General features: G+C 72.9%; 25 protein-coding genes. 13 read left to right on the top strand and 12 right to left on the bottom strand.

The window, feature by feature from the left end:
- Positions 1-34 precede the first annotated feature (34 nt).
- Entirely contained in the window at positions 35-1228 is a 1194-nt protein-coding gene (locus J2W20_RS10145) for a multidrug effflux MFS transporter (protein WP_307006443.1), read from the top strand.
- 195 nt (positions 1229-1423) lie between these two features.
- On the opposite strand, the gene J2W20_RS10140 is transcribed toward J2W20_RS10145, so the two are convergent.
- On the bottom strand, positions 1424-1795 hold the full coding sequence (locus J2W20_RS10140) for an antibiotic biosynthesis monooxygenase family protein (RefSeq protein WP_307006442.1): 372 nt from the start codon (positions 1793-1795) through the stop codon (positions 1424-1426).
- A 192-nt stretch (positions 1796-1987) separates the two neighbouring features.
- Here J2W20_RS10140 and J2W20_RS10135 point away from each other — a divergent pair, with 192 nt between their 5' ends.
- The 4 genes from J2W20_RS10135 to J2W20_RS10120 all read left to right on the top strand — a co-directional run bounded on the left by J2W20_RS10135 (position 1988) and on the right by J2W20_RS10120 (position 7311).
- Positions 1988-3463, top strand: coding sequence for an ATP-binding protein (locus tag J2W20_RS10135; protein WP_307006439.1), 1476 nt, complete (start codon positions 1988-1990; stop codon positions 3461-3463).
- A gap of 119 nt (positions 3464-3582) precedes the next feature.
- Positions 3583-4752, top strand: coding sequence for an App1 family protein (locus tag J2W20_RS10130; RefSeq protein ID WP_307006438.1), 1170 nt, complete (start codon positions 3583-3585; stop codon positions 4750-4752).
- A gap of 169 nt (positions 4753-4921) precedes the next feature.
- On the top strand, positions 4922-6115 hold the full coding sequence (locus J2W20_RS10125; protein ID WP_307006437.1) for a type III polyketide synthase: 1194 nt from the start codon (positions 4922-4924) through the stop codon (positions 6113-6115).
- A gap of 44 nt (positions 6116-6159) precedes the next feature.
- On the top strand, positions 6160-7311 hold the full coding sequence (locus J2W20_RS10120) for an FAD-dependent oxidoreductase (protein ID WP_307006435.1): 1152 nt from the start codon (positions 6160-6162) through the stop codon (positions 7309-7311).
- Between the two features lie 99 nt (positions 7312-7410).
- Here J2W20_RS10120 and gluQRS read toward each other — a convergent pair whose 3' ends face one another.
- The 5 genes from gluQRS to J2W20_RS10095 form a co-directional block, all read right to left on the bottom strand.
- On the bottom strand, positions 7411-8310 hold the full coding sequence (gene gluQRS / locus J2W20_RS10115; RefSeq protein WP_307006434.1) for a tRNA glutamyl-Q(34) synthetase GluQRS: 900 nt from the start codon (positions 8308-8310) through the stop codon (positions 7411-7413).
- Between the two features lie 19 nt (positions 8311-8329).
- Positions 8330-8581, bottom strand: coding sequence for a hypothetical protein (locus tag J2W20_RS10110; protein WP_307006432.1), 252 nt, complete (start codon positions 8579-8581; stop codon positions 8330-8332).
- 95 nt (positions 8582-8676) lie between these two features.
- On the bottom strand, positions 8677-9378 hold the full coding sequence (locus tag J2W20_RS10105; protein WP_307006616.1) for an LLM class flavin-dependent oxidoreductase: 702 nt from the start codon (positions 9376-9378) through the stop codon (positions 8677-8679).
- Positions 9379-9527: 149 nt separating this feature from the next.
- On the bottom strand, positions 9528-10856 hold the full coding sequence (locus J2W20_RS10100; protein ID WP_307006431.1) for an alkaline phosphatase family protein: 1329 nt from the start codon (positions 10854-10856) through the stop codon (positions 9528-9530).
- Positions 10857-10979: 123 nt separating this feature from the next.
- Positions 10980-11264 carry a YciI family protein gene (locus tag J2W20_RS10095; protein WP_307006429.1) on the bottom strand — a complete coding sequence of 95 codons (285 nt, stop codon included), beginning with the start codon at positions 11262-11264 and terminating at the stop codon, positions 10980-10982.
- A gap of 24 nt (positions 11265-11288) precedes the next feature.
- On the opposite strand from J2W20_RS10095, the gene J2W20_RS10090 reads away from it, so the two are divergent.
- On the top strand, positions 11289-11816 hold the full coding sequence (locus J2W20_RS10090) for a MarR family winged helix-turn-helix transcriptional regulator (protein WP_307006428.1): 528 nt from the start codon (positions 11289-11291) through the stop codon (positions 11814-11816).
- On the top strand, positions 11813-12580 hold the full coding sequence (locus J2W20_RS10085; protein WP_307006427.1) for an SGNH/GDSL hydrolase family protein: 768 nt from the start codon (positions 11813-11815) through the stop codon (positions 12578-12580). Before J2W20_RS10090 ends, J2W20_RS10085 begins: the two co-directional genes overlap by 4 nt.
- A 73-nt stretch (positions 12581-12653) precedes the next feature.
- Here J2W20_RS10085 and J2W20_RS10080 read toward each other — a convergent pair whose 3' ends face one another.
- The 6 genes from J2W20_RS10080 to argE all read right to left on the bottom strand — a co-directional run bounded on the left by J2W20_RS10080 (position 12654) and on the right by argE (position 19037).
- Positions 12654-13442, bottom strand: coding sequence for an FAD:protein FMN transferase (locus J2W20_RS10080; protein ID WP_307006614.1), 789 nt, complete (start codon positions 13440-13442; stop codon positions 12654-12656).
- A 61-nt stretch (positions 13443-13503) separates the two neighbouring features.
- Positions 13504-14046 carry an FMN-binding protein gene (locus tag J2W20_RS10075; protein ID WP_307006426.1) on the bottom strand — a complete coding sequence of 181 codons (543 nt, stop codon included), beginning with the start codon at positions 14044-14046 and terminating at the stop codon, positions 13504-13506.
- Positions 14043-15485 (bottom strand): ferredoxin reductase family protein, encoded by a 1443-nt coding sequence (locus J2W20_RS10070; RefSeq protein WP_307006425.1) that lies wholly within the window; start codon positions 15483-15485, stop codon positions 14043-14045. Before J2W20_RS10070 ends, J2W20_RS10075 begins: the two co-directional genes overlap by 4 nt.
- Before the next feature lie 127 nt (positions 15486-15612).
- The gene (locus J2W20_RS10065; RefSeq protein WP_307006424.1) at positions 15613-16455 is read right to left on the bottom strand and encodes an enoyl-CoA hydratase/isomerase family protein; all 843 of its coding nucleotides are present in this window, start codon (positions 16453-16455) and stop codon (positions 15613-15615) included.
- A gap of 76 nt (positions 16456-16531) precedes the next feature.
- A complete protein-coding gene (locus J2W20_RS10060) occupies positions 16532-17815 on the bottom strand; it encodes an MFS transporter (RefSeq protein ID WP_307006423.1) in 1284 nt (427 codons plus the stop codon).
- Positions 17816-17843: 28 nt separating this feature from the next.
- Positions 17844-19037, bottom strand: a complete 1194-nt coding sequence (gene argE / locus J2W20_RS10055; RefSeq protein ID WP_307006421.1) for an acetylornithine deacetylase — start codon at positions 19035-19037, stop codon at positions 17844-17846.
- Between the two features lie 180 nt (positions 19038-19217).
- On the opposite strand from argE, the gene J2W20_RS10050 reads away from it, so the two are divergent.
- The 6 genes from J2W20_RS10050 to J2W20_RS10025 all read left to right on the top strand — a co-directional run bounded on the left by J2W20_RS10050 (position 19218) and on the right by J2W20_RS10025 (position 24830).
- Complete coding sequence (locus J2W20_RS10050) at positions 19218-20189, top strand: glutamate ABC transporter substrate-binding protein (protein ID WP_307006420.1); 972 nt, start codon at positions 19218-19220, stop codon at positions 20187-20189.
- 10 nt (positions 20190-20199) lie between these two features.
- Positions 20200-20847 carry an amino acid ABC transporter permease gene (locus J2W20_RS10045; RefSeq protein ID WP_307006419.1) on the top strand — a complete coding sequence of 216 codons (648 nt, stop codon included), beginning with the start codon at positions 20200-20202 and terminating at the stop codon, positions 20845-20847.
- Positions 20844-21707 carry an amino acid ABC transporter permease gene (locus J2W20_RS10040; protein WP_307006418.1) on the top strand — a complete coding sequence of 288 codons (864 nt, stop codon included), beginning with the start codon at positions 20844-20846 and terminating at the stop codon, positions 21705-21707. Before J2W20_RS10045 ends, J2W20_RS10040 begins: the two co-directional genes overlap by 4 nt.
- A 65-nt stretch (positions 21708-21772) precedes the next feature.
- Positions 21773-22870: a glutathione S-transferase family protein gene (locus J2W20_RS10035; RefSeq protein ID WP_307006417.1), complete on the top strand. Its 1098-nt coding sequence runs from the start codon at positions 21773-21775 to the stop codon at positions 22868-22870.
- A complete protein-coding gene (locus J2W20_RS10030) occupies positions 22867-23715 on the top strand; it encodes a gamma-glutamyl-gamma-aminobutyrate hydrolase family protein (RefSeq protein WP_307006416.1) in 849 nt (282 codons plus the stop codon). The genes J2W20_RS10035 and J2W20_RS10030 overlap by 4 nt, the downstream gene beginning before the upstream one ends.
- Positions 23716-23765: 50 nt before the next feature.
- The gene (locus tag J2W20_RS10025; RefSeq protein WP_307006415.1) at positions 23766-24830 is read left to right on the top strand and encodes an enoyl-CoA hydratase/isomerase family protein; all 1065 of its coding nucleotides are present in this window, start codon (positions 23766-23768) and stop codon (positions 24828-24830) included.
- Positions 24831-24905: the final 75 nt, after the last annotated feature.

Here is a 24905-nt window from a genome sequence, read left to right as displayed (position 1 = left end):
GGCGGGTGCCTGACGTCTCAACCATCGCCGTGCCATGCCCCCGAAACCGCTGAACCGCAGCGAGGGGATCAGCGCGCCGTGGCTGCTGGTCCTCGCGTTCCTGTCCATGACTGCGCCGCTCTCGACCGATCTGTACCTGCCGAGCTTCCCGCGCGTGCAGCAGGAGTTCGCCGCAACGGCCTCCGGCGTGCAGCTCACGCTCACGGGGTTCCTGCTCGGGATGGCGGCGGGGCAGCTCGCGTTCGGCTCGATCTCGGACAAGTTCGGCCGGCTCAGGCCGCTGCTCATCGGGAACGTCGGCGCGATCCTCTCCTCGGTCGCGGCCGCGCTCGCGCCCAACCTCGAGGTGCTCATCGCCGCCCGGCTCGGGCAGGGGCTGTTCGGCGCTGCCGGGATCGTGATCGCCCGGGCCATCATCGTGGACCTCACCCGCGGGTCGGAGACGGCCCGCACCCTCAGCCTCCTCATGACCGTCAACGGCGTGGCGCCGGCGGTGGCGCCGTCGCTCGGGGCGCTGCTCGAGGGGCCCATCGGGTGGCGCGGGATCATGTGGACCCTCGCCGGGCTGTTCGCGCTCATGATGCTCAGCGTCTCGTCCGTGGTCCGCGAGACGCTCCCACCCGAGTCCCGCGGGGAGCACGGCATCCTCGGCGGCCTCGCCCAGCTGTTCAGGGTGCCCCGGTACCTCGGGTACGCGGGGCTCTTCGCGACCTCGTTCGCCGCGATGATGTCCTACATCCCCGCCTCGCCGTTCGTGTACCAGGTGGTGATGGGCCTGCCGCCGCTCGCGTACGGGGCGCTCTTCGGGCTCAACGCCGCCGGGCTCATCGCTGCCGGGTACATCTCGTCCCGGCTGGTCAAGCGCATTCCGGCGCAGCGGATCGTGGGCGTGGCGGCGCCACTGCTGCTGCTCTTCTGCGTGGCCATCCTCGCGCTCGCACTCGCGCCCGTGCCGCGATGGCTCCTCGCGATCCCGATCTGGTGCGCGGTGACGAGCGTGGGCTTCCTCATGGGCAACTCCTCCGCACTGGCCCTCGACGCCGTGCGGCACGTCTCGGGCAGCGGATCAGCCGTGCTCGGGGCCGTCCAGTTCGTGTTCGGCGCGATCGTGTCGCCGCTGTCCGGGCTCGCCGGAGACCGGACTGCCGTGCCGATGGCGGTGATCATGACGGTGGCGGCCGCGGTGGCCGCGGTGCTCGCCCTCGCACTGCGTCGCCGGCACAGCTGAGGCGGGCGCCCCTGAGGCGCGGCCGGGCGGCGGGGCTGCCGGGCTGGAGCCGCTCGGCGCGCGGAGCCGTCCGGCGCGCGGGGCCCGCGCCCGGCTGAAGGAAAGCGCCCTGCCCTTCGGTCAGAATCTCCGGCTGCAGACGGGGGCTCTGACCGAAACGCAGGGCCTTCCGAGCGACTGTTCGGCGGAGCCGGCCTACCGGCCGAGGTCCGCGGGCACGAAGCTCCACAGCTCGGCGGACATGCCCACCGGGCGCTGGCGCTCCCCGCCCTCGGCGCCTGCCTCTGCGCCCGCTGCGCCCTCGGCACCTGCACCCGCGCCCGCACCCTCGGGCCGGCCGTGTCCGCGCCCGAACGAGGCCGAGTTCTTCCACGCCTCGAAGCTGTCCTCGTCGGCCCAGCGCGTCACGACGAGCCAGACGTTCCGGCCGTCGGTCGGCTGCAGCAGTTCGAAGCCCTCGAAGCCGGGCTGGCCGTCCACCGCCCCGGCGCGGGCAGCGAAGCGGCGGGCAAGCTCGTCGCCGGAGTCGGCGGGAACGGTGATGGCGTTGATCTTCACGATGCTCATGCACGGATCCTGCCAGAGCAGTCTGGTCGCCGACTGGATGCCGCCTCGTCGCCGAGGCAACGCGGGCCCACGGGGGCAGGAGCGGACCCCGCCCGTGCAACCTCTCCGCCCGTGCAACCTCCCCGCCACGTGCCGTCGATAGACTCGCCCCAGCGGCCGAGAAGGGGCCCGCGGAGCGAAGGAGCACCGGCGATGACCACGTGGCGGATCAGGGACTTCCACCCCTCGGACCTGGACGGGATCCTGCACCTCTGGAGCGCGATGACGGCCTCGGGCATCGAACCGGTGTACTCGCTCTCCGAGGTCCTCGCGAGCTGCCAGAAGGATGTGGCCGTCGTGGCCCTGCACGGCGACGACGTGGTCGGGGCCGCGGTGGGCCGGGCAGCGCACGAGCAGGGCTGGATCGTGTTCCTCGCGACCCTCCCGGAGTGGCGCTCCCGTGGGATAGGCACCGCGCTCCTCGCCGCCCTCGAGAACCGTATGGCGCCCCTGGGCCTGGCCAAGCTGTCCGCGCTCATGCCGGACACCGAGACCCGCCTCGAGGCCTTCCTCTCCCGCGGGTTCAAGGACGTGCAGAACCTGCGCTTCTTCGAGCGGCAGATCCCGGTGCAGCGGACCGAGCTCGAGCCCCTGGCCCAGCTGGGCGGCCGGGTCCTCCCGCGCGACCTGTGGGACAAGGTCGCGGGCATGAAGCGGGAGAAGCAGCTCCTCGAGCGCCGGCTCGTGCTCCCGCTGGCCCAGGCCGAGCTCGCGGACGAGTTCGGCGTGGTCCCCCCGCGCGCCGTCGTGCTCTTCGGCCCGCCCGGGACGGGCAAGACGACGTTCGCGAAGGCGATCGCCTCCCGCCTCGAATGGCCGTTCGTCGAGGTGTTCCCGTCCCGGCTCGCCGCCGGGCCCGAGGGCCTCGCCGGGGCACTCCGCACCACGTTCCTGGAGATCTCCGAGCTCGAGCACGCGGTGGTGTTCCTCGACGAGGTCGAGGAGATCGCTTCCCACCGCGCCGGGGACCCGCCGAGCCCCAACCAGGGCGTCACCAACGAGTTGCTCAAGATCATCCCGGCGTTCCGCGAGCAGCCCGGCCGCCTCCTCGTGTGCGCGACCAACTTCATCCGAGCCCTCGACTCCGCCTTCCTGCGCCACGGCCGCTTCGACTACGTGATCCCGATCGGCCTCCCGGACGCCGAGGCGCGCCGGGCCATGTGGCAGCGCTTCATCCCCGAGGCGGTCCTGCCGGAGGTGGACGTGGAGCAGCTCGTGGCGCACACCGAGGGGTTCTCGCCGGCGGACATCGAGTTCGCGGCACGGTCCGCGTCGCAGCGCGCGCTCGAGAAGGCCGTGTACGCCGCGGAGCCGGTGCCGGAGCCGGTGCCCGTGGCGGGGATGGCGGGATCGCCCGCGGCAGGCGGGGCCGTCCACCGCGACGCCGGGGACCTCGCGCACGACGCCGGCCTGCCCTCCGGCGGCGCTGACCTCGCCGGCGGCTCCGCGCCGGATCAGGAGCCGAGGCCCGGGGGTACCCCCGAAGGCTCCGGCTCCGCGGCCGCCCCGGCCCGCCGGGGGCCCAGCACCCAGGACTACCTCGAGGCCATCGCCGAGACGAAGACGACCGTGAGCGAGGAGGTCGCGGCAGCGTTCCTCGAGGACATCGAACAGCTGGCGCGCGTCTGAGCAGGAGCCCCCGCCCGGCGTCCCCGTTGCAGCGGATCCGGGCCGGGCCGCGGACACGGGGCTGCCGCACGGGGCGGCCCGATGTGATGCGGCCCCCACCCTCGTGGGAGAGTTGGACCATGACCGCGCAGCACGCCCACGCCGTCTCCGGCCCGGACGGCCCCCGCACCGGCGGCGCCGGGCCCAGCGGCGGGGCGCCCGCCACCGCCACTGCCCCCGCAGCACGGCCCATCGCCGCTGCGCCGGTCCCGGAGTGCGCAGGAGCCTCGCCCCGCCTCAAGCCGCTATTCCGCCTCGCGCAGCGCGTCGCGCAAAGGTGGAACGACCTGCGCACCCGCCAGGCCCAGCGGGGGGACTACGTGGCCCAGGTGGTCGCCTACCGCGGGTACGGGTCCACCCGGCGGGTGCGGGTGCTCGGCCGCGTCATGTACTCGAGGCCGGGGCTCCACGGGGAGTCGGACGCGTTCAACAACTTCCGCGGCTGGGTCTCGTTCACCTCCGTGCCGATCCAGCACGCCGAGGTGACGGTAGAGATCGGGGTGACGCGCGCCGTCGTGCATGCCGACGCCGGCGGGGTGGTCGACGCGCTCGTGGACGTGGAGCTCGAGCCGGGCTGGCACGAGGTGCGGATGAGTGCGGACGGCGCCGAGCCGGACGTGGCGCAGGTGCTCGTGGTCGAGCCGGGGGCAGGCTTCGGGATCGTCTCCGACATCGACGACACCGTCATGGTCACCGCCCTCCCGCGGCCGTTCCTCGCCCTGTGGAACACCTTCGTGCTCAGCGAGCGGGCGCGCACGCCCACGCCGGGCATGGCGGTGCTGCTGGACCGGCTTGCGACCGAGCACCCGGAGGCGCCGGTCGTCTACCTCTCCACCGGTCCGTGGAACGCTGCGCCCACGCTCCAGCGGTTCCTGGGCCGCAATCTGTACCCGGCGGGCCCGCTCCTGCTCACGGACTGGGGGATGACTCCGGAGCGCTGGTTCCGCTCGGGCCGGGACCACAAGCGGGAGAACCTCGAGCGCCTCGCCGCGGAGTTCCCGGGCATCCGCTGGCTCCTCGTGGGCGACAACGGCCAGCACGACGAGTCCATCTACGCCGAATTCGCCGCAGAGCACCCCGACTCCGTGGCCGCGGTCGCGATCCGGGAGCTCTCGGCCAGCCAGGCGGTCTTCTCGGGCGGCACCACGCACGACGCCGCGGGGGGCGCCTCCCGCCCCGGCCTCACCTGGGCCTCGGCGCCCGACGGCGCGGGGCTCGCCCAGCAGCTCGAGTCCGCCGGCGTCCTCTGACCCGGCCCTGACGAGGCCCCTACCGGCTGAAGGTCACCTCCTGGGAGTCACCTCCTGAGGGTCACCACCTGAGGATCACCTTCTGGAGGTCACCTTCTGGAGGTCACCTCCTGCGGGCAGGCTCGCCCACCCCTTGTTTTCGCCCCCCGCCTCGGGGGAAGAATGGCCCATGACCGTCCTGGTGAGGTCCCTCGAGACCGCTGTCCCGTCCACCGTGCTCAAGCAGGCCGAGGCCCGCGACGTGTTCGCAGCGCAGGAGGGCCTCACCCGCCTCGGCCAGCGCCTCGTCACGACGTGCTTCGACGCCGCCGCGATCGACACCCGCTACTCGGCCCTCGCGGAGTTCTCATGGGACCGGCCGGACCACGATCCCGATTTCTTCGACCCCTCTACGGGCCGGCTCCTGAGCCCGAGCACCAAGACCCGCAACGACGTGTTCGTCCGCGAGGCCACGCCCCTGTTCACCGACACGGCGCGCCGGGCCCTCGACAACGCGGACGGGATCGCGCCCGAGGACGTCACCCACGTGGTCACCGTCTCGTGCACCGGGTTCTTCAACCCCGGCCCGGACTACCGCATTGTGCGCGACCTCGGCCTGAGCCCGTCCGTGCAGCGCTTCCACCTCGGCTTCATGGGCTGCTATGCCGCGTTCCCCGCCCTGCGCATGGCCAAGGCGTTCTGCGACGCGGACCCGAATGCCGTGGTCCTCGTGGCGATCGTCGAGCTGTGCACCCTGCACGTGCGCAGCTCCAACGACCCGGACACCATCCTCGGCGCCTCCCTCTTCGCGGACGGCGCGGCCGCCGCGGTGGTCACGGCCCGCGACCTGCCCCTGAGCCGCCCTGCGGTGAGCCTCGACGCGTTCGAGACCACGCTCACCCCGGTCGGCGAGGAGAACATGGCCTGGAACATCGGCGACCAGGGCTTCGAGATGGTCCTGGGCACCTACGTTCCCCACATCATCGACGACCACATCACCGGCGCCCTCGAACCCCTTCTCGCCCGCGACGCCTCGCTCGTGGGCCGCCCCCACGCCGAGATCGAGCACTGGGCCATCCACCCCGGCGGCCGCAGCATCGTGGACAAGGTCGTGGCCCGCCTCGGCCTCTCGCCGCAGCAGGGCGCGCCCGCCTACGAGACCCTGCGCGAATTCGGCAACATGTCCAGCGCCACCATCATGTTCGTCCTCGAGCGGATCCTCGCCCTCCCGGACGGGGACACGGACGACGCCGCGTCCTCGCCGAGCGCTGCAGCCTCGCCGGGGTCGGACCCCGGCTCGCCCGGGGCAGAACGGATCTGCGCCATGGCCTTCGGCCCCGGCCTGACCGTCGAGACGGCCCTCATGACCCGGAAACTCCCGTGAGCCGGGGCGCCTGAGGGCGGCGGGCCGAGCATGGGCGCCTGAGGATGGCCGCCGGGCGGCACGACGCGGTCGTGGTGGGCGCGGGCCCCGTGGGGCTCTGCTTCGCGGTGCTGCTCGCCGACCTCGGCCTCGACGTCGCGGTCCTGGAAGCCAGGCCCGAGCGCGGCCGGCACACCCGGGCGATCGGCGTCCACCCGCCCGGGCTGCGGGTCCTCGCGCGGGCCGGCGTCGCGGACCGGATCGCCGCCGTCGGCGTGCCCATCCACGAGGGCGCCGCACGCACCCGCGACTCCGGCACCGCCCATGCGGTGGCCCGGATCGCCTTCCGGCCGCCCGTGCTCGCCGTGCCCCAGTGGGCCACCGAGGAGGCGCTCGAGGACCGGCTCGCCGAGCTCGCACCCGGGGCCCTGCGTCGCGGCGTGCGGGCGGTGCGGGCCGAGCGCGAGGCGGGCGGCGCCGTCGTGCGCTGCGAGGACGGGCAGCGTGTGTCGGGCCGCTGGGTCGTCGCGGCCGACGGCGCCCGCTCGCCCCTGCGTGCGGGCCTCGGTGTCCCCGTGCGCACCCGCGCGCTGCCCGACGCGTACCTGATGGGCGACTTCGCCGACACGACCGGGGACGGGGCGGCCGCGGTGCTGCACCTCGAGGCCGCGGGGATCGTCGAGTCGTTCCCGCTCCCGAGGGGCGTGCGGCGCTGGGTCGCGCACGTGCCCGAGCCGGCCCTGGACCCGTCGGCCCGCGACCTCGCCCGGATCGTGGGGGAGCGGACCGGGGTGCGGCCGGACCCGTCCACGTGCAGCATGCTCAGCGCGTTCACGGTCACCGAGCGACTCGCGGCCCGGCTGCGCTCCGGCAGGGTCCTGCTCGCCGGCGACGCCGCGCACGAGGTGAGCCCGATCGGCGGGCAGGGGATGAACCTCGGCTGGCTCGACGCCGAGGCCCTCGTGCCCCTCATCGCCGCGGACATCCGGGCGCCCGGGGACGCCTCCGGTGACGGGTGGCCCGAGCTGTGGGCCGCGGCCGAGGCGGAGCGGCTCCGGGCCGCGCGCTTCGCGGCCCGGCAGGCGAGGGTCAACATGGCGCTCGGCCGCGCGCTGCCCGGGGGCGTCATGGCCGCCCGCAACGCGGCCTTCCGCACGCTCTACCGCGTGCCCTGGCTCGCTGAGCGCACGGCCGCGCGCTTCACGATGCAGGGCTGACGCCGCGCGACCCCGGCGCACGCCCGCAGGAGGTGACTCCCAGGACCTGACCCCCAGACCCAGTCTGGGAGTCACCTCCTGGGGGTCACCTCCTGGGAGTCACCTTCTGGGGGTCAGGTCCTGCGGGTCGAGCACCCACGGGTCGCGGGGGAGCGCGTCCGGATCGAAGGCCGCGAGCGCCTCGGTCAGCGTCGTGGGCAGCCCGAGGGATCCCAGGAGAAGCCCCGTCACCTCCTCGGGCCCGACGCCGGCCGCCGCCAGCGCGCCGAGTGTCACCGCGCCGTCGCGCTTGGCCAGCCGGCGGCCGGCGGGGTTGAGCACGAGCGGCACATGGGCGTACTCGGGCACGGGCACCCCGAGGAGCCCGGCGAGGTAGGCCTGCCGCGGGGCAGAGGGGAGCAGGTCGTCGCCGCGGACCACCTGGTCGACGCCCTGGGCCGCGTCGTCCACGACCACGGCCAGGTTGTACGCGACGACCCCGTCGTTGCGCCGCAGCACGAAGTCGTCCACCACGCCCGAGTACCGGCCGTGGAGCACGTCCGTGACGGCCCAGTCGGTGACCGAGGCGCGGAGGCGGATCGCGGCGGGACGCTCCGCGCGGCGCCGTGCGCGCTGCGCCTCGGTGAGGTCGCGGCAGGAGCCGGGGTACGCGCCCTGCGGGGCATGCGGCGCGCTCGGAGCCTCCTGGATCTCGCGGCGGGTGCAGTAGCACTCGTAGGTGAGGCCCGCCGCGGCCAGGCGCGCGATCGCGTCCTCGTAGAGCCTGCCCCGCTCGGTCTGGCGGACCACCTCGCCGTCCCAGTCGAGGCCGACGGCGGCGAGATCCCTCAGCTGGACCTCCTCGGCTCCCGCCCGGGCCCGGTCCAGGTCCTCGACGCGCAGGATGAACCGCCGGCCTGCCGACCGGGCGAAGAGCCACGCGAGCAGCGCCGTGCGGAGGTTCCCGAGGTGCAGCTCGCCGGAGGGGCTGGGGGCGAAGCGGCCGGCGCCGGAGGTCATGCCGTCTACGCTAGCGGGCTCAGCGCTCGCCGAGGGCCTTCTTCACCGCCGGCACAATCTCCGTGGCCAGCAGCTCCACGGACGCCGCGGTCTCCGCGAACGGGAGGGTCCCCAGGCCCACCTGGGCCATGAACCGGCTCGTGCCGAGGGCCTCGTGCGTGGCGAGGATGCGCTCCGTGACCTCGGCGGGGCTGCCCACGAGGAGGCCGCCGCCGGGGCCGGCCCACGCGTCGAAGTGCTCGCGCGGGAACGTGCCCGCGGGCCGCGGCATGTTCTGCTCGATGTACGCGGCGTAGTGGGGGTAGAACGCGTCGCGGGCCTCCTGGGAGGTGCGCGCGGCGTAGAAGTGGCTGCCCGTCCCGACCCTCAGGGACGACGCTGCGTGCCCGGCCTGGGGCCCGCCGTCCGGTAGAGCTCGACGAGCCGCACGAAGTGCTGGTGCCCGGACAGGAGCGCGAGGAACAGCGGGACTCCGGCCTGGCCGGCCCGGACGAAGCTCGAAGGGGTGCCGCCCACGCCCCGCCAGATCGGCAGCCGTTCCTGGAGCGGGCGCGGCGCGATGGCGGCCTCATGGAGGGCATGGTGCGCGCGCCGCCGGGTGCCGGCGCCCGGGGCGGGCCACGTGACGTCCGCCTGCTCGCGCATCTGCAGCAGGAGTTCGAGCTTGTCCTCGAAGAGGGCGTCGTAGTCGGCGGGGTCGTAGCCGAAGAGCGGGAAGGATTCGGGGAAGACGCCGCGTCCGGCGAGGATCTCCGCGCGGCCGCCGGAGACGATGTCGAGGGTGGCGAACTGCTCGAACACGCGCGCCGGGTCCGCGGTGGAGAGGACCGTGACGGCCGTGGTGAGGCGGATGCGGTGGGTCTCACGGGCGATCGCGGCGAGCACGATCTCCGGGGCAGAGAACGCGAAGTCGTGGCGGTGGTGCTCGCCGAGGCCGATCACGTCCAGCCCGGCCTCGTCCGCGAGCCGGGCCAGCCGGAGGGTCTCGTCGATGCGCTGGGCGGCTGAGCGCCCGGAGCCCGAGGGGCCCCGGGTGAGCTCGCCGAAGGTGAAGATGCCGAAGTCCATGGTCACTTGAACATTCAACCATCCCATGGCATTCCCCCGGCTGCGCGATTCTGCTCGCACCGGAGCGGGATGCCGGGTTCCCTCGGCGTGTCGCGCGGCGACGCGCCGAGGCGGACGCTGCAGCGTGAGCAGGACGGTACGCCCGCGGTCTAGGGGGTCTGCGCCGGGGCGAACCGCGCCATGAGCTCGTCCCGGACATCCGCGAGGTGCGAGGGCGTGGCAGCCAGGGCAGCGGGGACAGCGGGCGGCGGCGGCGCGGACACGCCGGCGAGGGGATCGTCGGTGCGGGCCGCCGCGAGCGTGAGGGCCCCGCCGACATCGGGCGCGGCCGCATCCCGGCGGGTGAGCGGCGGGAGCCCGAATCGGCGTTCCACGGTGGCCAGGATGCTCGTGTGGTCCAGCGGCGTGGATCCCGCGGGCACGCGGAACACGGTGCCGGCGGGGATGAGCGGGCTCACGAGCACCGTGGGAACGCGGGGCCCGAAGCGCGTGAAGTCGAACCCGAACTCGCCCGGGGATCCGTCCGGCGGAGTCGCGCCCGCGGGCGGCGGAACGTGGTCGTAGCACCCGCCGTGCTCGTCGTACGTCACCATCAGCAGGGTCTTGGCCCAGGTGGGGCCGGTGCGGAGCGCGGTGTAGGTGTCGAGGATGAGCTGCTCCCCGGCGGCCATGCTGTAGTTGGGGTGCTGGCTGTTGCCGGTGGAGCTCCAGGCCGGCTCCACGAAGGCGAAGCCGGGCAGGGTGCCGGCCGCGGCGTCGGCGCGGAAGTCTGCGAACCTGCCGATGTTCGCCGCCGGGGCCTTCTGCGTGTCCGGGAAGTTGAGGCGGGTGAGGGGCGGCTTGCTGTAGCCGTAGATCTTCCACGGCACCCCGTGCTGGCCGAGGAGGCCGAAGATGCTCGGCACGGTGAAGGACTTCGTGACATCGTCCATGTGGCCCTGGCTCGTCCCGGCGCAGGTGAAGGCCCGGTTGGGCATGGTCTCGGTCGGCACGGAGCTGAACCAGTGGTCGCACACGGCGAACCCGCGCGCGAGCCCGCTGAGGACGGGGAGCGTCTCCGGGGCGAAGCAGCCCATGATCCAGCCGGGCTCTGTGCCCGGCACCACGTACCACTTCTTGGCCTGGTTGTCCTTGATGGCCTGGGCGTAGTCGGCCACGAACCCGGTCATCGTGGGCACGGCTCCGGGAGCGGGCTTCGTGGTCCCGAAGAGCTGGTTGTTGGCCTTGGCGAAGCCCTCGCCGGGGTCGGCGCCAGGCATGAAGTACGCGTCCGGGGTGGTCGGGGTGATGGGGTAGACGCCGACGGGCCGGCCATCGGTCCCGGGGCAGCTCTCGGTCCCCGTCAGGCCCTCGAACGGCGCCCCGCCCGGCGAGACGTTCCCCTCGGCGTGGTAGAGGTACCCGAGGAGATGGTCGAACGAGCGGTTCTCGAGCATGAGCACCACGATGTGGTCGATTCCTGCGAGTCCTGCAGCCATGGCCTGTCCTCCGCTGGGATAACACCGGGGAGCGCCCCGGGGGCATCCGGAGCCCAACGGGGACAGGCTATGGCGCGGGCGCGCGGGACGGAACAGCCCGGGGCAGAGCTCGTCCTCCCGGGGTCAGGCGAGCAGTGCCTCGAACCCCGCGGCCGCGGCGGTCATGTCTGCCTCGATGACCTCGAACTCGGCCACGCCGTGCACCGAGAAGGGGTCCTCGGCGATCGCGGCCTCGAGCGCGTCCCGGTCCGCGAGGGAGAGGAGGATCCCGCCGGTGCGCGGATTCTTGCGCCCCGCGGCGACCACGAGCGCGCGGTCCACGGCGTCGCGGAGCCACGCCCGGTGGGCCCCGAGGTGGGCTTCGACGACGTCGAGGGGCACGGTGTAGGTGAGCGAAACGATGAGCATCCCCACAGCCTATGCTTGGTACCCGTGACGGAACCCCGCTGGCTTGACGCCCAGGAGCGCCGGGCGTGGCTTGCCCTGCTGAGCGTGACCACGCTCCTGCCGGCAGCCCTCGATGCGCACCTGACGCAGCTGAACAAGCTGTCCCTGTTCGACTACAACGTGCTCGCGATGCTCTCGGAGGCCGAGGGCCGCATGCTGCCGATGAAGGAGCTCGCCTCCCGCACCTCGGCCTCGCTCTCGCGCCTCTCGCACGTGGTGACGAAGCTCCAGGGGCGGGGGTGGATCGACCGCCGGCCCTCCCCGGACGACGCCCGCGTCACCACCGCGCACCTCACGGACGCCGGCTGGGAGACCATCGTGGACCTGGCCCCCGAGCACGTCGAGCGTGTGCGCAACCTCGTGTTCGACGCCCTCGGCGCGGAGGACGTGGCCCGGATGGCGGACATCGGCGAGAAGATCGTCGGCCGGCTCCAGGAGGAGAACTGGATCTTCCGGGACCCGTCCCGCGAGCGTCTCCTCGGCCCGGTGCACGACGGCGAGGTGGCACCGTGAGCGAGTCCTTCACCTCCCGCTTCGTGGCCCTCGGTGACTCGTTCACCGAGGGGGTCGGCGACGCCGACCCGTCGCGTCCCAACGGGGTGCGCGGCTGGGCCGACCGGGTGGCCGAGCAGCTCCAGCGCGCCGACCCGGGCCTGGGCTACGCGAACCTCGCGATCCGCGGGCGCAAGATCCGCCAGATCCTCGCTGAGCAGATCGACCCTGCCCTCGCGCTGCGCCCCACGCTCGTGACGCTCTACGCCGGGGCGAACGACATCCTCCGGCCCAAGGTGGACATCGACGCGCTCATGGAGGGCTACGACGCCGCGGTGGGCCGCCTCGTGGATGGGGGCGCGCGCGTGCTGCTCTTCACGGGCTTCGACGCGGGCTCGTCCAAGGTGTTCGGGGCCATGCGCGGCCGCACCGCGATCTACAACGAGCAGGTCCGCTGGATCGCCGACCGCCACGGGGCAACCCTCGTGGACTACTGGCGCTTCCACGATTTCCAGGACTGGCGCATGTGGGATGTCGACCGGATGCACATGTCCGCGCTCGGCCACGCGACGATGGCCAACCGGGTCCTCGAGCTGCTCGAGCACGAGGGCCTCGCCGAGGTGCCGGACGCCGTGCCGCTGCCGAAGCTGAGCCGCGTCGAGCAGTTCCGCGCCAACGCCGCGTGGACGCGGGAGTACGCCTGGCCGTGGGTCGTCCGGCGCATCACGGGCCGCTCCTCGGGCGACAGCCTGAGCCCGAAGTACCCCGAGCCCGTACGCCTCTGACGAGCCTGTACGCCGCTGACGAGCCGGTGCGCCGCGGACCCCGTCGCGCGGCAGGGCGGGCCGGGGAGCGGTGCTACGCCGCGCGCGGGGCGCGGAATCCCGGGGTGGCGAGCAGGCCGCCGTCGTCCGCCACGGCGAGCACGTCCACCTCCCAGCGGGCGGTGACCGCATCGAGGGTGGGCCGGCCGCCGGCCACGATCGCCGTGGCGAGCACGTCCGCGGTCACGATGTCCTGCGCCGCCACGCTCACCTGGGTGAACTCGGGCCGGCGGGGGCCGGAGGCGCCGCGCAGGCCCACGGTCCAGATGTGGTCGCCGCGCTCGGCCGAGCCCGAGGTCGCCAGCGCGAGCCGCGGGGATGGCCGGGCCCCCAGCGGACAGGCACCCAGCAGGGTGCGCCGGTCGGCGGGGTCCACGATCCCGGCGAGCCACGGGGAGGGCTCAGCGGACGACGGCGCGGGGGAACCGGAGACGAGCACGTCGCCGCCGGCGTTGAGGCACCAGTCGTGCACGCCGAGCGCCGCAAGGGAGCGCCCCGCCTCGGCGATCGCGTAGCCCTTGACGAGCCCGCTCAGGTCGAGCAGCCCGTCCGGGCGTTCGGGGGTGAAGGCGCCCTCGGTCCGGCGGCGCCACCGCACGGCGTCGGCGTACAGCTCCCGCATCAGGGGGCTGGCCTGCAGGAGGGTCAGCTCGCCGCGGGCAATCCGGCTCGCCTCCGAGTCGGGCCGGTACAGGCTGAACTGGGCGTCGAGGGCCGCGAACTGGTCCTCCACCGCGGCGGTCGCGGCCTCGAGCCGGGCGAGGTCGGCCTGCAGGCCCTCGCCGGGACCCACGGGCACGGTGAGGCTGACCACGGTGCCCATGCACACGAACGTGCGGGCGCGCAGTGCCGGGCCGGTCGGCGCCGGGTTGCCCGGTGCGGGCTCAGAGATGGGCTGCATCGAGGGCCGCCTGGAGGGACTGGAGGTAGGCGTCGGAGGTGATCGTGGCGCCGCTGACGGTCTGGATGTTGGCAGACTGGGCCTGGAGCACCTCGGAGCGCAGGATCGGCGCCGCGTTGGCGCTGATCATCTGGGAGCGCATCTCGGCGTCGGTCAGGTGCAGGGCTGTGACGTCGGTGATCTTGCCGTTCTGCACGGTGATCTGGACCTGGACGTCGCCGTAGCGGGTCGAGACGGCCTGCCCCGCGTAGGTGGTCTGGGCCTTGGCCTGCGCACCCGCGGTCGCCTGGGATGCGGTCCCCGAGCCCGAGGAACCCGAGCCCGACGCGGAGGATCCGGAGGCGCCCGAGCCGGAGGCCGCCGTCGTGCTTCCCGTGCCGTTCGCCGCACCGGGGGTCCCGGAGGTCCCGGCTGCGCCGGCTGCGGTGGGCTGGGCGGCCTCGAGGGCGTGCGCGCCGGCCTGCCAGCCGATGGCGAGGATGCCGAGGGAGGCGACGGAGGCGGAGAGTGCTGCGCGTTTTCTCACCAGTCGAACCTTTCGCGATGGAGGGTCTCGTCGCGGGAACCGGAGGCCTTCGCGTCGGCGAGGACGGCGTCGGACCACTCGCGGGGTCCGCAGACGTAGACGTCGGAGTCGGCCAGCGTGGGGGCGCCGGCGGGGAGGTAGTCGGTCAGGTGCAGCCCCGTCTGGTGCCGGGGGAGCCAGGAGCTGCCGCGGGCGCGACGGCCCACGAGCTCGTACAGCACCGCGCCACGGGCCTGGCACAGGGCGGCGATCTCCTCGCGCAGGTAGAGCTGGTGCGGGGCGCTGGCCCGCAGGATCACTGTCGCGTCGCCGGGGGCGAACTCGGCCCGCTCCAGCAGGGCGCGGATCGGGGTGATGCCGATCCCCGAGCCGACGAGCACCAGGCCCGGGCGGGTGCGGGAGGTGTGGGCGAAGTTGCCGTAGGGGCCGGCGAGGGCCACTTTGGTGCCCGGGCGGAGCCGCGCGAGGGCGGCGCTGCCGCGGCCGAGGCTGCGGACGGTGATGCGCAGGGCGTCGCCGCGCGGCTCGGCGGAGAGGCTGAACGGGTGCGCGTGCCACCACAGGCCGGGGGCCAGGAAGCGCCAGATGAAGAACCGGCCGCCCTCTCCGGTGAGCTCGTGCAGGCGCAGGCCCGTCATCTCGATGCTCACGACGCCGGCGCCCTCCTGGGCCACCTGGGTCACCGTGAGCTGGTGGCGCCACGTGCGCACCAGGGGGGTGACCACGCGGAACCAGACGAGCGCCACGACCACGCCCCAGTAGAAGACCTCCCAGTAGAGGCGCTGCCAGTGCCCCTCGGCGAAGAGGGCGCCGACGCTGAACTGGTGGGGAATGGCGGTCAGGACCGCCGCGTAGGTGAGGAGGTGGATTCCGTGCCAGAACTCGTACGGCATCTTCCGCCGCACCGCCACGAGGGAGGTCACGACGACCGCGATGAACAGCGCGATGGAGACGAAGGCGAGCCACATGTCCGGCACGAGGTTCCACAGGCTCACGGCCTCGGCGATCGGGTTGAGGCCCTCGGAGGCGCCGTAGCCGAGCAGGAGGAAGACCATGTGGGCCAGGAGCAGGTAGAGCGAGGGCTTGCCGAGGCTGCCGTGCACGGCCATGGCCCGGTCGTGGCCGATGGCCCGGTCGATCCAGGGCAGCCGCGCGGCGAGGAGGAGCATCACGAGCACGAGGTCCGTGCCGATGAGCCCGGCGATGATGCCGATGGCGGTGAGCGCCGAGGGGACCGAGCCGAACTGCCCGGCCCCGCCGTCCGCGAGGTAGAGGGCCACGGCGGCGGCCGCCGAGCTCCACGCGGCCACGCTGAGCAGGTCCGCGCCGATCAGGCGGCGCCGTCCGCGGGCCCGGAGCTCACGGCCCAGGGCGGCCCGCCGGGTTGCCCGGGGCAGTGCCTCCGTGCGGGGCTGGGGAGTGGGAAGTGTCGCCGTCATGCTTCAACAATCGGGCAGCACCCTGTCGATTTGCTGTGGCGGTCCTTGCCCTCAGCCGTGCGTTGGTTGAATTCTCAACCCTTGTGGCCGGTGCCACAGCAGCCCGGGCCGCCGGCTCCGGCCGGCGCTACTTCCCGGCGAACGCCGCCGTGCGCTTCTCGAGGAACGCCCCGGTGCCCTCGTGCATGTCCTCGGTGGTGAACGCCTCCCGGAACAGCTCGGCCTCGATCTCGAGGCCCTGGCCGGTGTGGCGCCCGTACGCGCGGGTGATGGACTGCTTGGCGAGCCCGACGGCGAGCGGGGCCTTCGGGGCGATCTCGCCGAGGGTGGCGCGCGCCGCCGCGAGGAGCTCCTCGCGGCTGGGGAGGACGCGGTTGACGAGCCCGAGGCGCAGGGCCTCGGCCGCGTCGATCCGGCGGCCGGTGTAGATGAGCTCGCGCGCGGGACCCAGTCCCACGCGCTGGGGCAGGCGCACCGAGCCGCCGAAGCCCGGCACGAGCCCGAGGTTGACCTCGGGCTGGCCGAACTGCGCCGCCTCGGAGGCGTAGATGAAGTCGCACGCGAGGGCCAGCTCGCAGCCGCCCCCGAGGGCGAACCCGTCCACTGCCGCGATGACCGGCACCGGCACCTTCTCGATCAGGAGCGTCACGCCCTGCGCCGAGCGCGCATACTCGGCGGCGTCGTCCGGATCCATCGACGCCATCTCGCGGATGTCCGCGCCCGCCACGAAGGCCTTGCCCCCCGCGCCGGTGACGATGACCCCGCGGACGGGCCACCCGGCGTCGTGCGTGCAGGAGTCCTCGATCGCGGTGAAGGCCTTCCACAGATCCGCGATGACCTGCTGGGAGAGGGCGTTGAGCGCCTTCGGGCGGTTCACGGTGAGGGTCAGGATGCCCTCCGTGAGCTCGAGCTCGAGCGTTGCGTAGCTGCCCAGGTCGATGCTGGCCGAATCGCTGCTGGTGGGGGCCATGGGTCACGTCCTCGCCGTCGATGGTGTGTTCCGACCCCCACGCTAGCGGTCCCCGCCGCGGTGGTGAAACCCAGTCTCACCGGGCGTGGTATTTCCGCTTCGCGACGGCGAGCCCGATCAGCGAGATCACGGCCACCGCCATGTAGTAGAAGCTCGGCGCGGCCAGGGCGCCCGTGAGGCCCAGGAGCCACGTGAGCACGAGCGGTGCGAGGCCGCCCATCACGGTGACGCCCACGTTGTAGGCCACGCCCACCCCGGTGGTGCGCACGTTGATCGGGAAGATCTCGGTGAGCAGGGTGGGCAGCGGGCCGAAGTAGAGCGCGCACAGGATGCCGAGTGCCGTGATGACGAGGATGAAGACCGGCAGCGTCGGGGTGCTGATGATCAGCTGGAAGAGCGGCCATGCGAGCACGAGGGCCGCCACGGCGGCCCAGAGCATGAGCCGCGCCGGGCCCACCCGGTCGGCGAGGCTGCCGACGAACGGCGTCCCGACGAGGATCACGAGGCCCGCGACCACGCCGCCCAGATAGGCGGCGCCCGCGGTGACATGCAGGCTCTTCACCGCGAAGGTGGGCATGTAGAGGATCAGGTAGATCGAGATGGTGGCGACGCCGATGCTCGCCGAGGCGGCCAGGAGCCTGCCGAGGTGGGTGGAGAAGACGGCGCGGATCGGCGCGGCGTGCTTCTCGCTCCGCTCGAACTCCTCCGTCTCGGTCAGGCGCGAGCGGATGTAGAGGCCCACCGGGCCGATGAAGATCCCCAGGATGAACGGGATGCGCCAGCCCCACGAGTACAGCTGGTCCTTCGTCAGCCAGCTGAACAGCGCGAACCCGAACGCGGAGGCCAGGAACATCGAGATGCCCTGGGCCGCGACCTGCCACGAGGCGTAGTAGGCCTTGCGGTGCGGGGCGGTCTCGACGAGGAAGGTCGTGGCGGTGCCGAACTCGCCGCCGGCAGAGAAGCCCTGGATGAGCCGCGAGATGAGGATGATGATCCCCGCCCACGCCCCGATGAGCGCATGGGTCGGGGCGATGGCCATGATGAGGGTCCCGAGCATCATGAGCGCGAGGGTGACGGTCAGGGCCTTCTTGCGGCCGTGCCGGTCGCCGTACGAGCCCAGGAACATGCCGCCGAGGGGCCGGACCAGGTAGGAGATGGCGAACGTCGCGAAGGTCAGGATAAGACCGAGGGTGCTGTCGCCCTCCGGGAAGAAGTTCTCGGCGATCACGATCGCGAACGAGGCGTAGACGATGATGTCGAACCACTCGAGCGCGGCGCCGATCGAGCTGCTGACGACGGCCCGGCGGGCCGCGGCGAGCCGTTCCGGGGTGACCCCGGCGGTGGCGGGGATGGCTGGCATGGCGCTCCTTCGGGTGGGTCCGGGCCGGTCAGGCCTTCAGGTGGGCGATGACGCGGTCGAGGAAGGCCTCGCAGCGCGCCAGCTGGGGCAGGTCGACGTACTCGTCGGCGGAGTGGGCCTGGGCGATGTCCCCGGGGCCGCATACGACCGTGGGGATGCCGCCCTGGTCGAACAGGCCGGCCTCGGTGCCGTACGCGACCTTCTCGGTGCTCGGCTCGCCGCCGAACTCGGCGGCGAGGCGGACCACCTCGGCGTCCGCTGCCGTCTCGAGGCCCGGTGCGGCGGCGACGATGGTCACGTCGAGGCCCGCCTGCGGGTGCTCCGCCCTCATCTTTCCCTCGATGCGCGTGAGTTCAGCCCGGAAGCGCTCGAGGAGGGCGCGGGAGTCGACGCCGCCGATGGACCGGAACTCGAAGTGGAGGCTGCAGTCCGCCGGGATCGTGTTGACGGCGATTCCGCCCTCGATGAGGTTGACGGTGCAGGTCGTGTACGGGACATCGAACGCGTCGTCGTACGGGCCCTGCTCGCGGAACTCGTCGGCCACCGAGCGGACGAACCGGGCGAACGCCGCGGCGTGCTCGATCGCGTTCACGCCCCGCGGCGTGAGCGAGGAGTGGGCGGCGACGCCGTGGAAGTCCACGCGGACGAGGTTGATGGACTTGTGGCCGCGGATCACCCGCATGCCCGTGGGCTCGCCGACGATGCACGCCCTCGGGCGGAGCCCGCGCCCCACCATGTCCTTGACGAGGTCCTCGGCACCGAGGCAGCCGATCTCCTCGTCGTAGGAGAACGCGAGATGGAGCGGCTCGCGCAGGTCCGAGGCGGCGATCTGCCCAATCCGGGCGACGACGGCTCCCACGAACCCCTTCATGTCGCACGCCCCCCGGCCGTACAGGCGCCCGTCGCGGACCTGGGGCGTGAACGGTGCGCTCGACCACTCCTGGCCGTCCACGGGGACCACGTCGGTGTGGCCGGAGAGGACGATCCCGCCGTGGACCGAGCCGTCCGAGGCCGGGAACGTGGCGACCAGGTTGGCCTTACTCCCGTCCGCATTCGGGACCAGGACGGGCTCGACGCCGTGGCGGCGCACCTCCGCGGCCACGAGGTCGATGAGCGGCAGGTTCGTGTCCCGGCTCGTCGTGTCGAGCTCGATCAGCCGCGTGATCCACTCCATCGTCTCCGGCGAGACAGCTGGTTCGGTCGCTTCCAGGTCCACGTCCACGTGCACGTCCTAGCGTTCGGAGGGTCTGGGGATTTTCACAGTAGTCCCACGTTTCCCGCGGCGCACCTGCGTGCGTGACGGAAATCATGCTTAGACTGGCGAATCGTAGATCGTCGAGGGGCCTCGGCCCCGCCATTGGACGGCCCGCGCTCGCGGGCCAGACGTCATGGAGGTACACCCATGGAACGCATCGAGATCGCCGGGCTCCAGCTCAGCAGGAGGAAGCTCCTCGGCATCGGCCTGGGGACCCTGGGCGCAGGTGCGCTGGCCGCGTGCTCGAGCAGCCCCTCGCTCCCGGCGCCGTCCGGGTCGGGTTCGGCGGGTGCCTCCGGATCGGTGATCGACCTCGCGGCGTACGACGCCGTGCTGTCGAAGGGCAAGGTCGCGGACGCCTCGCTCGTGGACGGGAACGCGTGGGCCAAGGCCATCAAGGCCCGGGGCATGATCAACCGGGGCGGCACCGACACGTCCTCGCTGTTCTCGCTGCGGGACCCGGCCACCGGGAAGGTCGCGGGCTTCGACGCCGGCATCTCCCAGCTGCTCGCGAAGTACATCACCGGCCAGCCCAAGGAGAACCTCAGCCAGGTCACGGTGGACACCCGTGAGACCCTGCTGCAGAACCAGTCCGTGGACCTCGTCATCGCGACCTACTCGATCACGCCGGCACGCCAGCAGAAGGTCGACTTCGCCGGGCCGTACTACGAGTCGAAGTCGGCCATCCTCGTGAAGTCGACGAACTCGAGCATCAACTCCGTCGATGACCTCGCCGGCAAGAACGTCGCCACCCAGGCGGCGAGCACCGGCGTCGCCCTCCTGCAGAAGTACGCGCCGAAGGCGAACGTGCAGACGTTCGACGACAACCCCAAGTGCCTCGCCGCCGTCCAGCAGGGCCGCGTGGACGCCTACGTGATCGACCAGTCGATCCTGCTCTCGGACGTGGCCAAGAACAAGGACGTCAAGATCGTCGGCGACCCGTTCGGCAACTCCGACCCGTACGGGATCGGGCTGCACAAGGGCAGCGACGCGCTCGCGTTCGTCAACGCCTGGCTCAAGTCCATCGAGGAGGACGGCACCTGGGCCGCGCTCTGGAAGGCCACCGTGGGCCAGGTCGTCAAGACGGATCCGCCCAAGCCGCCGGCCATCGCCTCCTGACCCGGCCGCCATGCAGGAGCTGTTCACCACCTACCTCCCGGAGCTGCTCGACGGGCTGTGGATGACGGTCAGGCTCACCGCGGTGAGCTTTCTGGGCTCGCTCGTGCTCGGCACCGTGATGGCCGCCTTCCGGATCAGCCCCATCGTGCCGCTGCGCGCGGTGGGGCGGGTGTACGTGGAGCTGTTCGTCAACATCCCGCTGATCAGCCTCCTCGTCGTGGTGACGTTCGGGCTGCCGGACATCGGGCTGACGTTCGACCTCTTCACGTGCGCGGCGCTGTCCATGACCCTGCTCGGGGGCGCCTTCACCTGCGAGGCGATCCGCACCGGCATCAACGCCGTCTCTGTCGGGCAGATCGAGGCCGCGCGCTCGATCGGCCTGGACTTCTTCGGGGTGCTCCGCCACGTCCTGTTCCCGCAGGCCTACCGGAGCGTGGTCCAGCCGCTCGTGAACGTGTTCATCGGGATCCTGCTGAGCTCCTCGCTCGCGGGCGTCATCGGTGTCAAGGACCTCACCCTGCAGGTCTCCGAGATCAACAACCAGGCAGCCCTGGGCCTCACGGCGTACGGCATCGTCGCGTTCGCCTACGTGATCATCTCGCTGCTCGCAGGCGGGGTGGGGGCGCGGCTCGAGAAGCGGTGGAGGGTCCAGCGGTGAGCACCCAGGAGCACATCTTCGACGCCGCGGGCCCCCGCGGCCGGCGCACGATCCGGATCGTCACGGTGCTGAGCGTCCTCGCGATCCTCGCCGTGGCCTTCCTCGTCGTGCAGCGCTTCGGCCAGGCCGGGCAGCTCGCCTCCGACCGCTGGGCCGAGTTCACCCAGTGGCCCTACATCCAGTTCCTCCTGGCCGGCCTCGGCAACACCGCGCTCGCGGCGGCCGCGTCGGCGCTGTTCGCGATCCCGACGGCGCTCCTCATGGCCCTCGGCCGCACCTCGCACCGTCCGTGGCTGCGCTGGCCCGCGACGGCGTACATCGAGTTCTTCCGGTCGGTGCCCCTGCTGCTCGTGGTGTACATCTTCGTCAGCGGCCTGCCGAACTACGGGATCAACCCTGACATCTTCTGGAAGCTCGTCATCCCCATCACGCTGTGCAGCTCGGCGGTGATGGCCGAGATCTTCCGCGCCGGGATCCTCGCCCTTCCGGCCGGCCAGGTCGAGGCGGCCCTGAGCCTGGGGATGCGGAACTCGCAGGCGACCCGGTTCGTGGTGCTGCCGCAGGCCGTCCGGATCGTCGTGCCGTCCATGGTGGCCCAGCTCGTGGTGCTCCTGAAGGACACGACCCTCGGCTACGCCGTCAGCTATCCCGAGCTGATGAAGACTGCGAACAACCTCACCGCGTACACCAACCACCTCATCCAGACCTTCCTCGTCATCGCCGCGGTGTACGTGGTCACGAACATCCTCATCTCGCACTTCGCCCGGTACCTCGAGCGGCGTGTTTCGGGGAGGACCGCCCGCGCGGGGAAGGCCGCCGCAGAGCCGGAGCGGGAGCCGGCACCGGCCGGCATCGGCTGACGCGGCGCCGCCCGCGCACGCAGGAAGCAGCCCTCGCTGTCGGAGGCGCGCGCTAGGCTGGCGGCATGGCCGGCAGCGAAGCATTCAGCACCAGGGGCGCCTACGTGCACACGGGCGAGGAGTTCACCCGGGACACGAGCTACATCGAGGACCGCGTCACGCGGGACGGCGAGTTCCCGCCCGGCAGTCCCGCGCCGGACGGCGCGAAGGCCTGGCCGGCCGAGAGCGGCCGCTACCGCCTCGTCGCCGCCCGCGCCTGCCCGTGGGCCAACCGGACCGTGATCGTGCGCCGGCTGCTCGGCCTCGAGGACGTGATCTCGCTCGGCCTCCCGGGGCCGACCCATGATTCACGCTCGTGGACCTTCGACCTCGACCCTGACGGCCGGGACCCCGTCCTCGGCATCGAGCGGCTCCAGGAGGCCTACTTCCGGCGCTTCCCGGACTACCCCCGCGGCATCACCGTCCCCGCGATCGTGGACGTCTCCAGCGGGGCCGTCGTCACCAACGACTACCCGCAGATCACCCTCGACTTCGAGCTCGAGTGGACCGCGTTCCACCGCAAGGGCGCCCCGGACCTGTACCCCGAGGCCCTCCGCGCCGAGATCGACGAGGTCAACGCGCGGGTCTTCAAGGACGTCAACAACGGCGTCTACCGCTGCGGCTTCGCCGGGTCCCAGGCCTCCTACAACCGCGCGTACGCCCGCCTGTGGGACGCCATGGACTGGCTCGAGGACCGCCTCAGCCGCCAGCGCTACCTCGTCGGGGACACCATCACCGAGGCCGATGTGCGCCTCTTCACCACCCTCGCGCGCTTCGACCCCGTGTACCACGGCCACTTCAAGTGCAACCGGAACAAGCTCACCGAGATGCCGGCCCTGTGGGGCTACGCCCGGGACCTGTTCCAGACGCCCGGTTTCGGCGACACGATCGACTTCGTGCAGATCAAGCAGCATTACTACATCGTCCACGAGGACATCAATCCGACCGGGATCGTCCCCGAGGGTCCGGACCTGTCGAACTGGCTCAGCCCGCACGGCCGCGAGGAACTCGGCGGCCGGCCCTTCGGCGACGGCACCCCGCCCGGGCCGCCGCCCGAGGCCGAGCGCGTTGCCGCCGGCCACAACCCGCTCTACCCGGCTGATCCCGCGGCCGGCGGCGCATGAGCGCGCCGGCCGTCGGGGCCCCGCGGGTGGCGGTGACCTGGGCGGACAGCGCACCCTCGCACGAGCCGTGGTTCCACGCCGAACTCGCGGGCCTCACCGCGAGCGCGGCCGCCGCGCTGGAGGCCGCCGGGGCACGGGCCGTCGTGCTCGACGCGGCCGCCGGCGCCCTGCCAGCGGCCGAGGACTTCGACGGCGTCGTGGTCATGGGCGGCGGCGACGTGGACCCGGCCCTGTACGGCGGGGACGCCGCACACCCGACGATCGACGGGGTGGACCGCGCCGCGGACGCCGCCGAGGCGCACCTCGTGCGCGGCGCCCTCGCCGCCGCCCGTCCGGTCCTCGGCATCTGCCGGGGGCTGCAGCTGGTCAATGTGGTGCTCGGCGGTTCCCTGCACGAGGACCTGCCCCGGACCACTGTGGACGGCGCCCCCGGGATGCACCTCAACCAGGCCGACCCGACCGGACCGATGGTCCTCCACGACGTGGCGATCGAGCCCGGAACCCGCCTCGCCGGCGTGCTCGGCGACCGGGCCAGGGTGGTCTCGGGCCACCACCAGGCCGCTGCGGTGCTCGGGGCCGGCCTGCGCGTGAGCGCCACCGCATCCGACGGCGTGATCGAGGCGGTCGAGGCGGCGGACCCCGACGTCTGGCTCGTCGCCGTCCAGTGGCACCCGGAGGATCCCCAGACCGTCCGCGCCGCGCCCGGCCAGCTCGAGGCCATCATGGGCGCCTTCGTCGCGGCCTGCCGCGACGCGCCCCGGACCCGCAGCCGGCAGCCCGCCGCCACCGCTCCTGTCGTCGAGGAGCCGCGTCCGTCGCCGCGAGGAGTCACCCCCGCGCGCTGAGGGGCCACATCCGTCCGTTCGAGAAGCCACGTCCACCAGGAGGAGCGCCCATGGCCGAGCAGCACCTTCCCACCAGCGAGTACGTCCGCGCCGAGACCCGGGGAGCCTTGGGCATCCTCACCCTGGACAGGGCCCGCGCCCTCAACTCCCTCGACCGGGACATGGTCCTGGCGATGGAGGACGCCCTCGAGCGGTGGGCCGAGGAGCCCGGGGTGCGTGCCGTCGTCGTGCGCGGCGAGGGCCGCGGGCTCTGCGCGGGCGGGGACGTCCGCGCCCTGCGGGACGGCCCCGACGAGGCGGCCGTCGGGTTCTGGGCGGACGAATACCGCCTCAACGCCCTCATCGCGGCGTACCCGAAGCCGTACGTGGCGCTCATGGACGGCATCACGATGGGCGGCGGTCTCGGCATCTCGGCCCACGGCTCGGTGCGGGTCGTGACCGAGCGGACGTCCGTGGCGATGCCCGAGACGCGGATCGGGTTCACCCCGGACGTCGGCATGGCCGCGCTGCTCGCCCGCGCCCCGGGCGAGCTCGGAACCCACCTCGCGCTCACCTCCTCGACCGCGACCGGCGCCGACGCCGTGTACCTCGGCTGGGCCGACCACCTCGTGCCCTCCGAGCGGCTCGGCGGGCTCCTGGACCTCCTGGACGCAAGGCTCGGCGCCCCTGAGGTATCCGAGGAGACGGCGCTCACCATCGCGCACGACGCCGTGCGCTCGCTCGCGCTGCCGGCCTCCGAGGCACCGCTCGCCGCCGAGCGGGACTGGGTGGACGAGGCCTATGCCGGCGACGACGCCCAGACGATCCTGGACCGGCTCGTCGAGCTCGCCGCCGAGGGGCACGAGGGTGCCCGCGCTGCCGAGGAGGCGGTCCGTTCCGTCTGCCCGTTCTCCGCCGTGGTCACGCTCGAGGCGCTGCGGCGTGCGGCCGTCATGGACGTGGTCGACGTGCTCGCCCAGGACCTCCAGCTCGGCGCGGCGCTCGTGGCCCGCGGCGACATGCGCGAGGGCATCCGGGCGCTCCTGGTCGACAAGGATGGCGCGCCCCGGTGGAACCCGGCCAGGATCGAGGACGTCGACCCGCACGAGGTCGAGGCCGCGTTCGGCGGGGACTGAGCGCGCCGGCGGCGGGACCTCCGGTGGTTGAGCGGAGTCGAAACCAGCCGCCGATCGGCCTTGTCTCCGCTCGTT

This window comes from Sinomonas atrocyanea (assembly GCF_030812675.1).
Classification (GTDB): domain Bacteria; phylum Actinomycetota; class Actinomycetes; order Actinomycetales; family Micrococcaceae; genus Sinomonas; species Sinomonas atrocyanea_B.
Note: the sequence above shows the minus strand (reverse complement) of the source record. Positions and strands in the feature narration are given on the sequence as shown.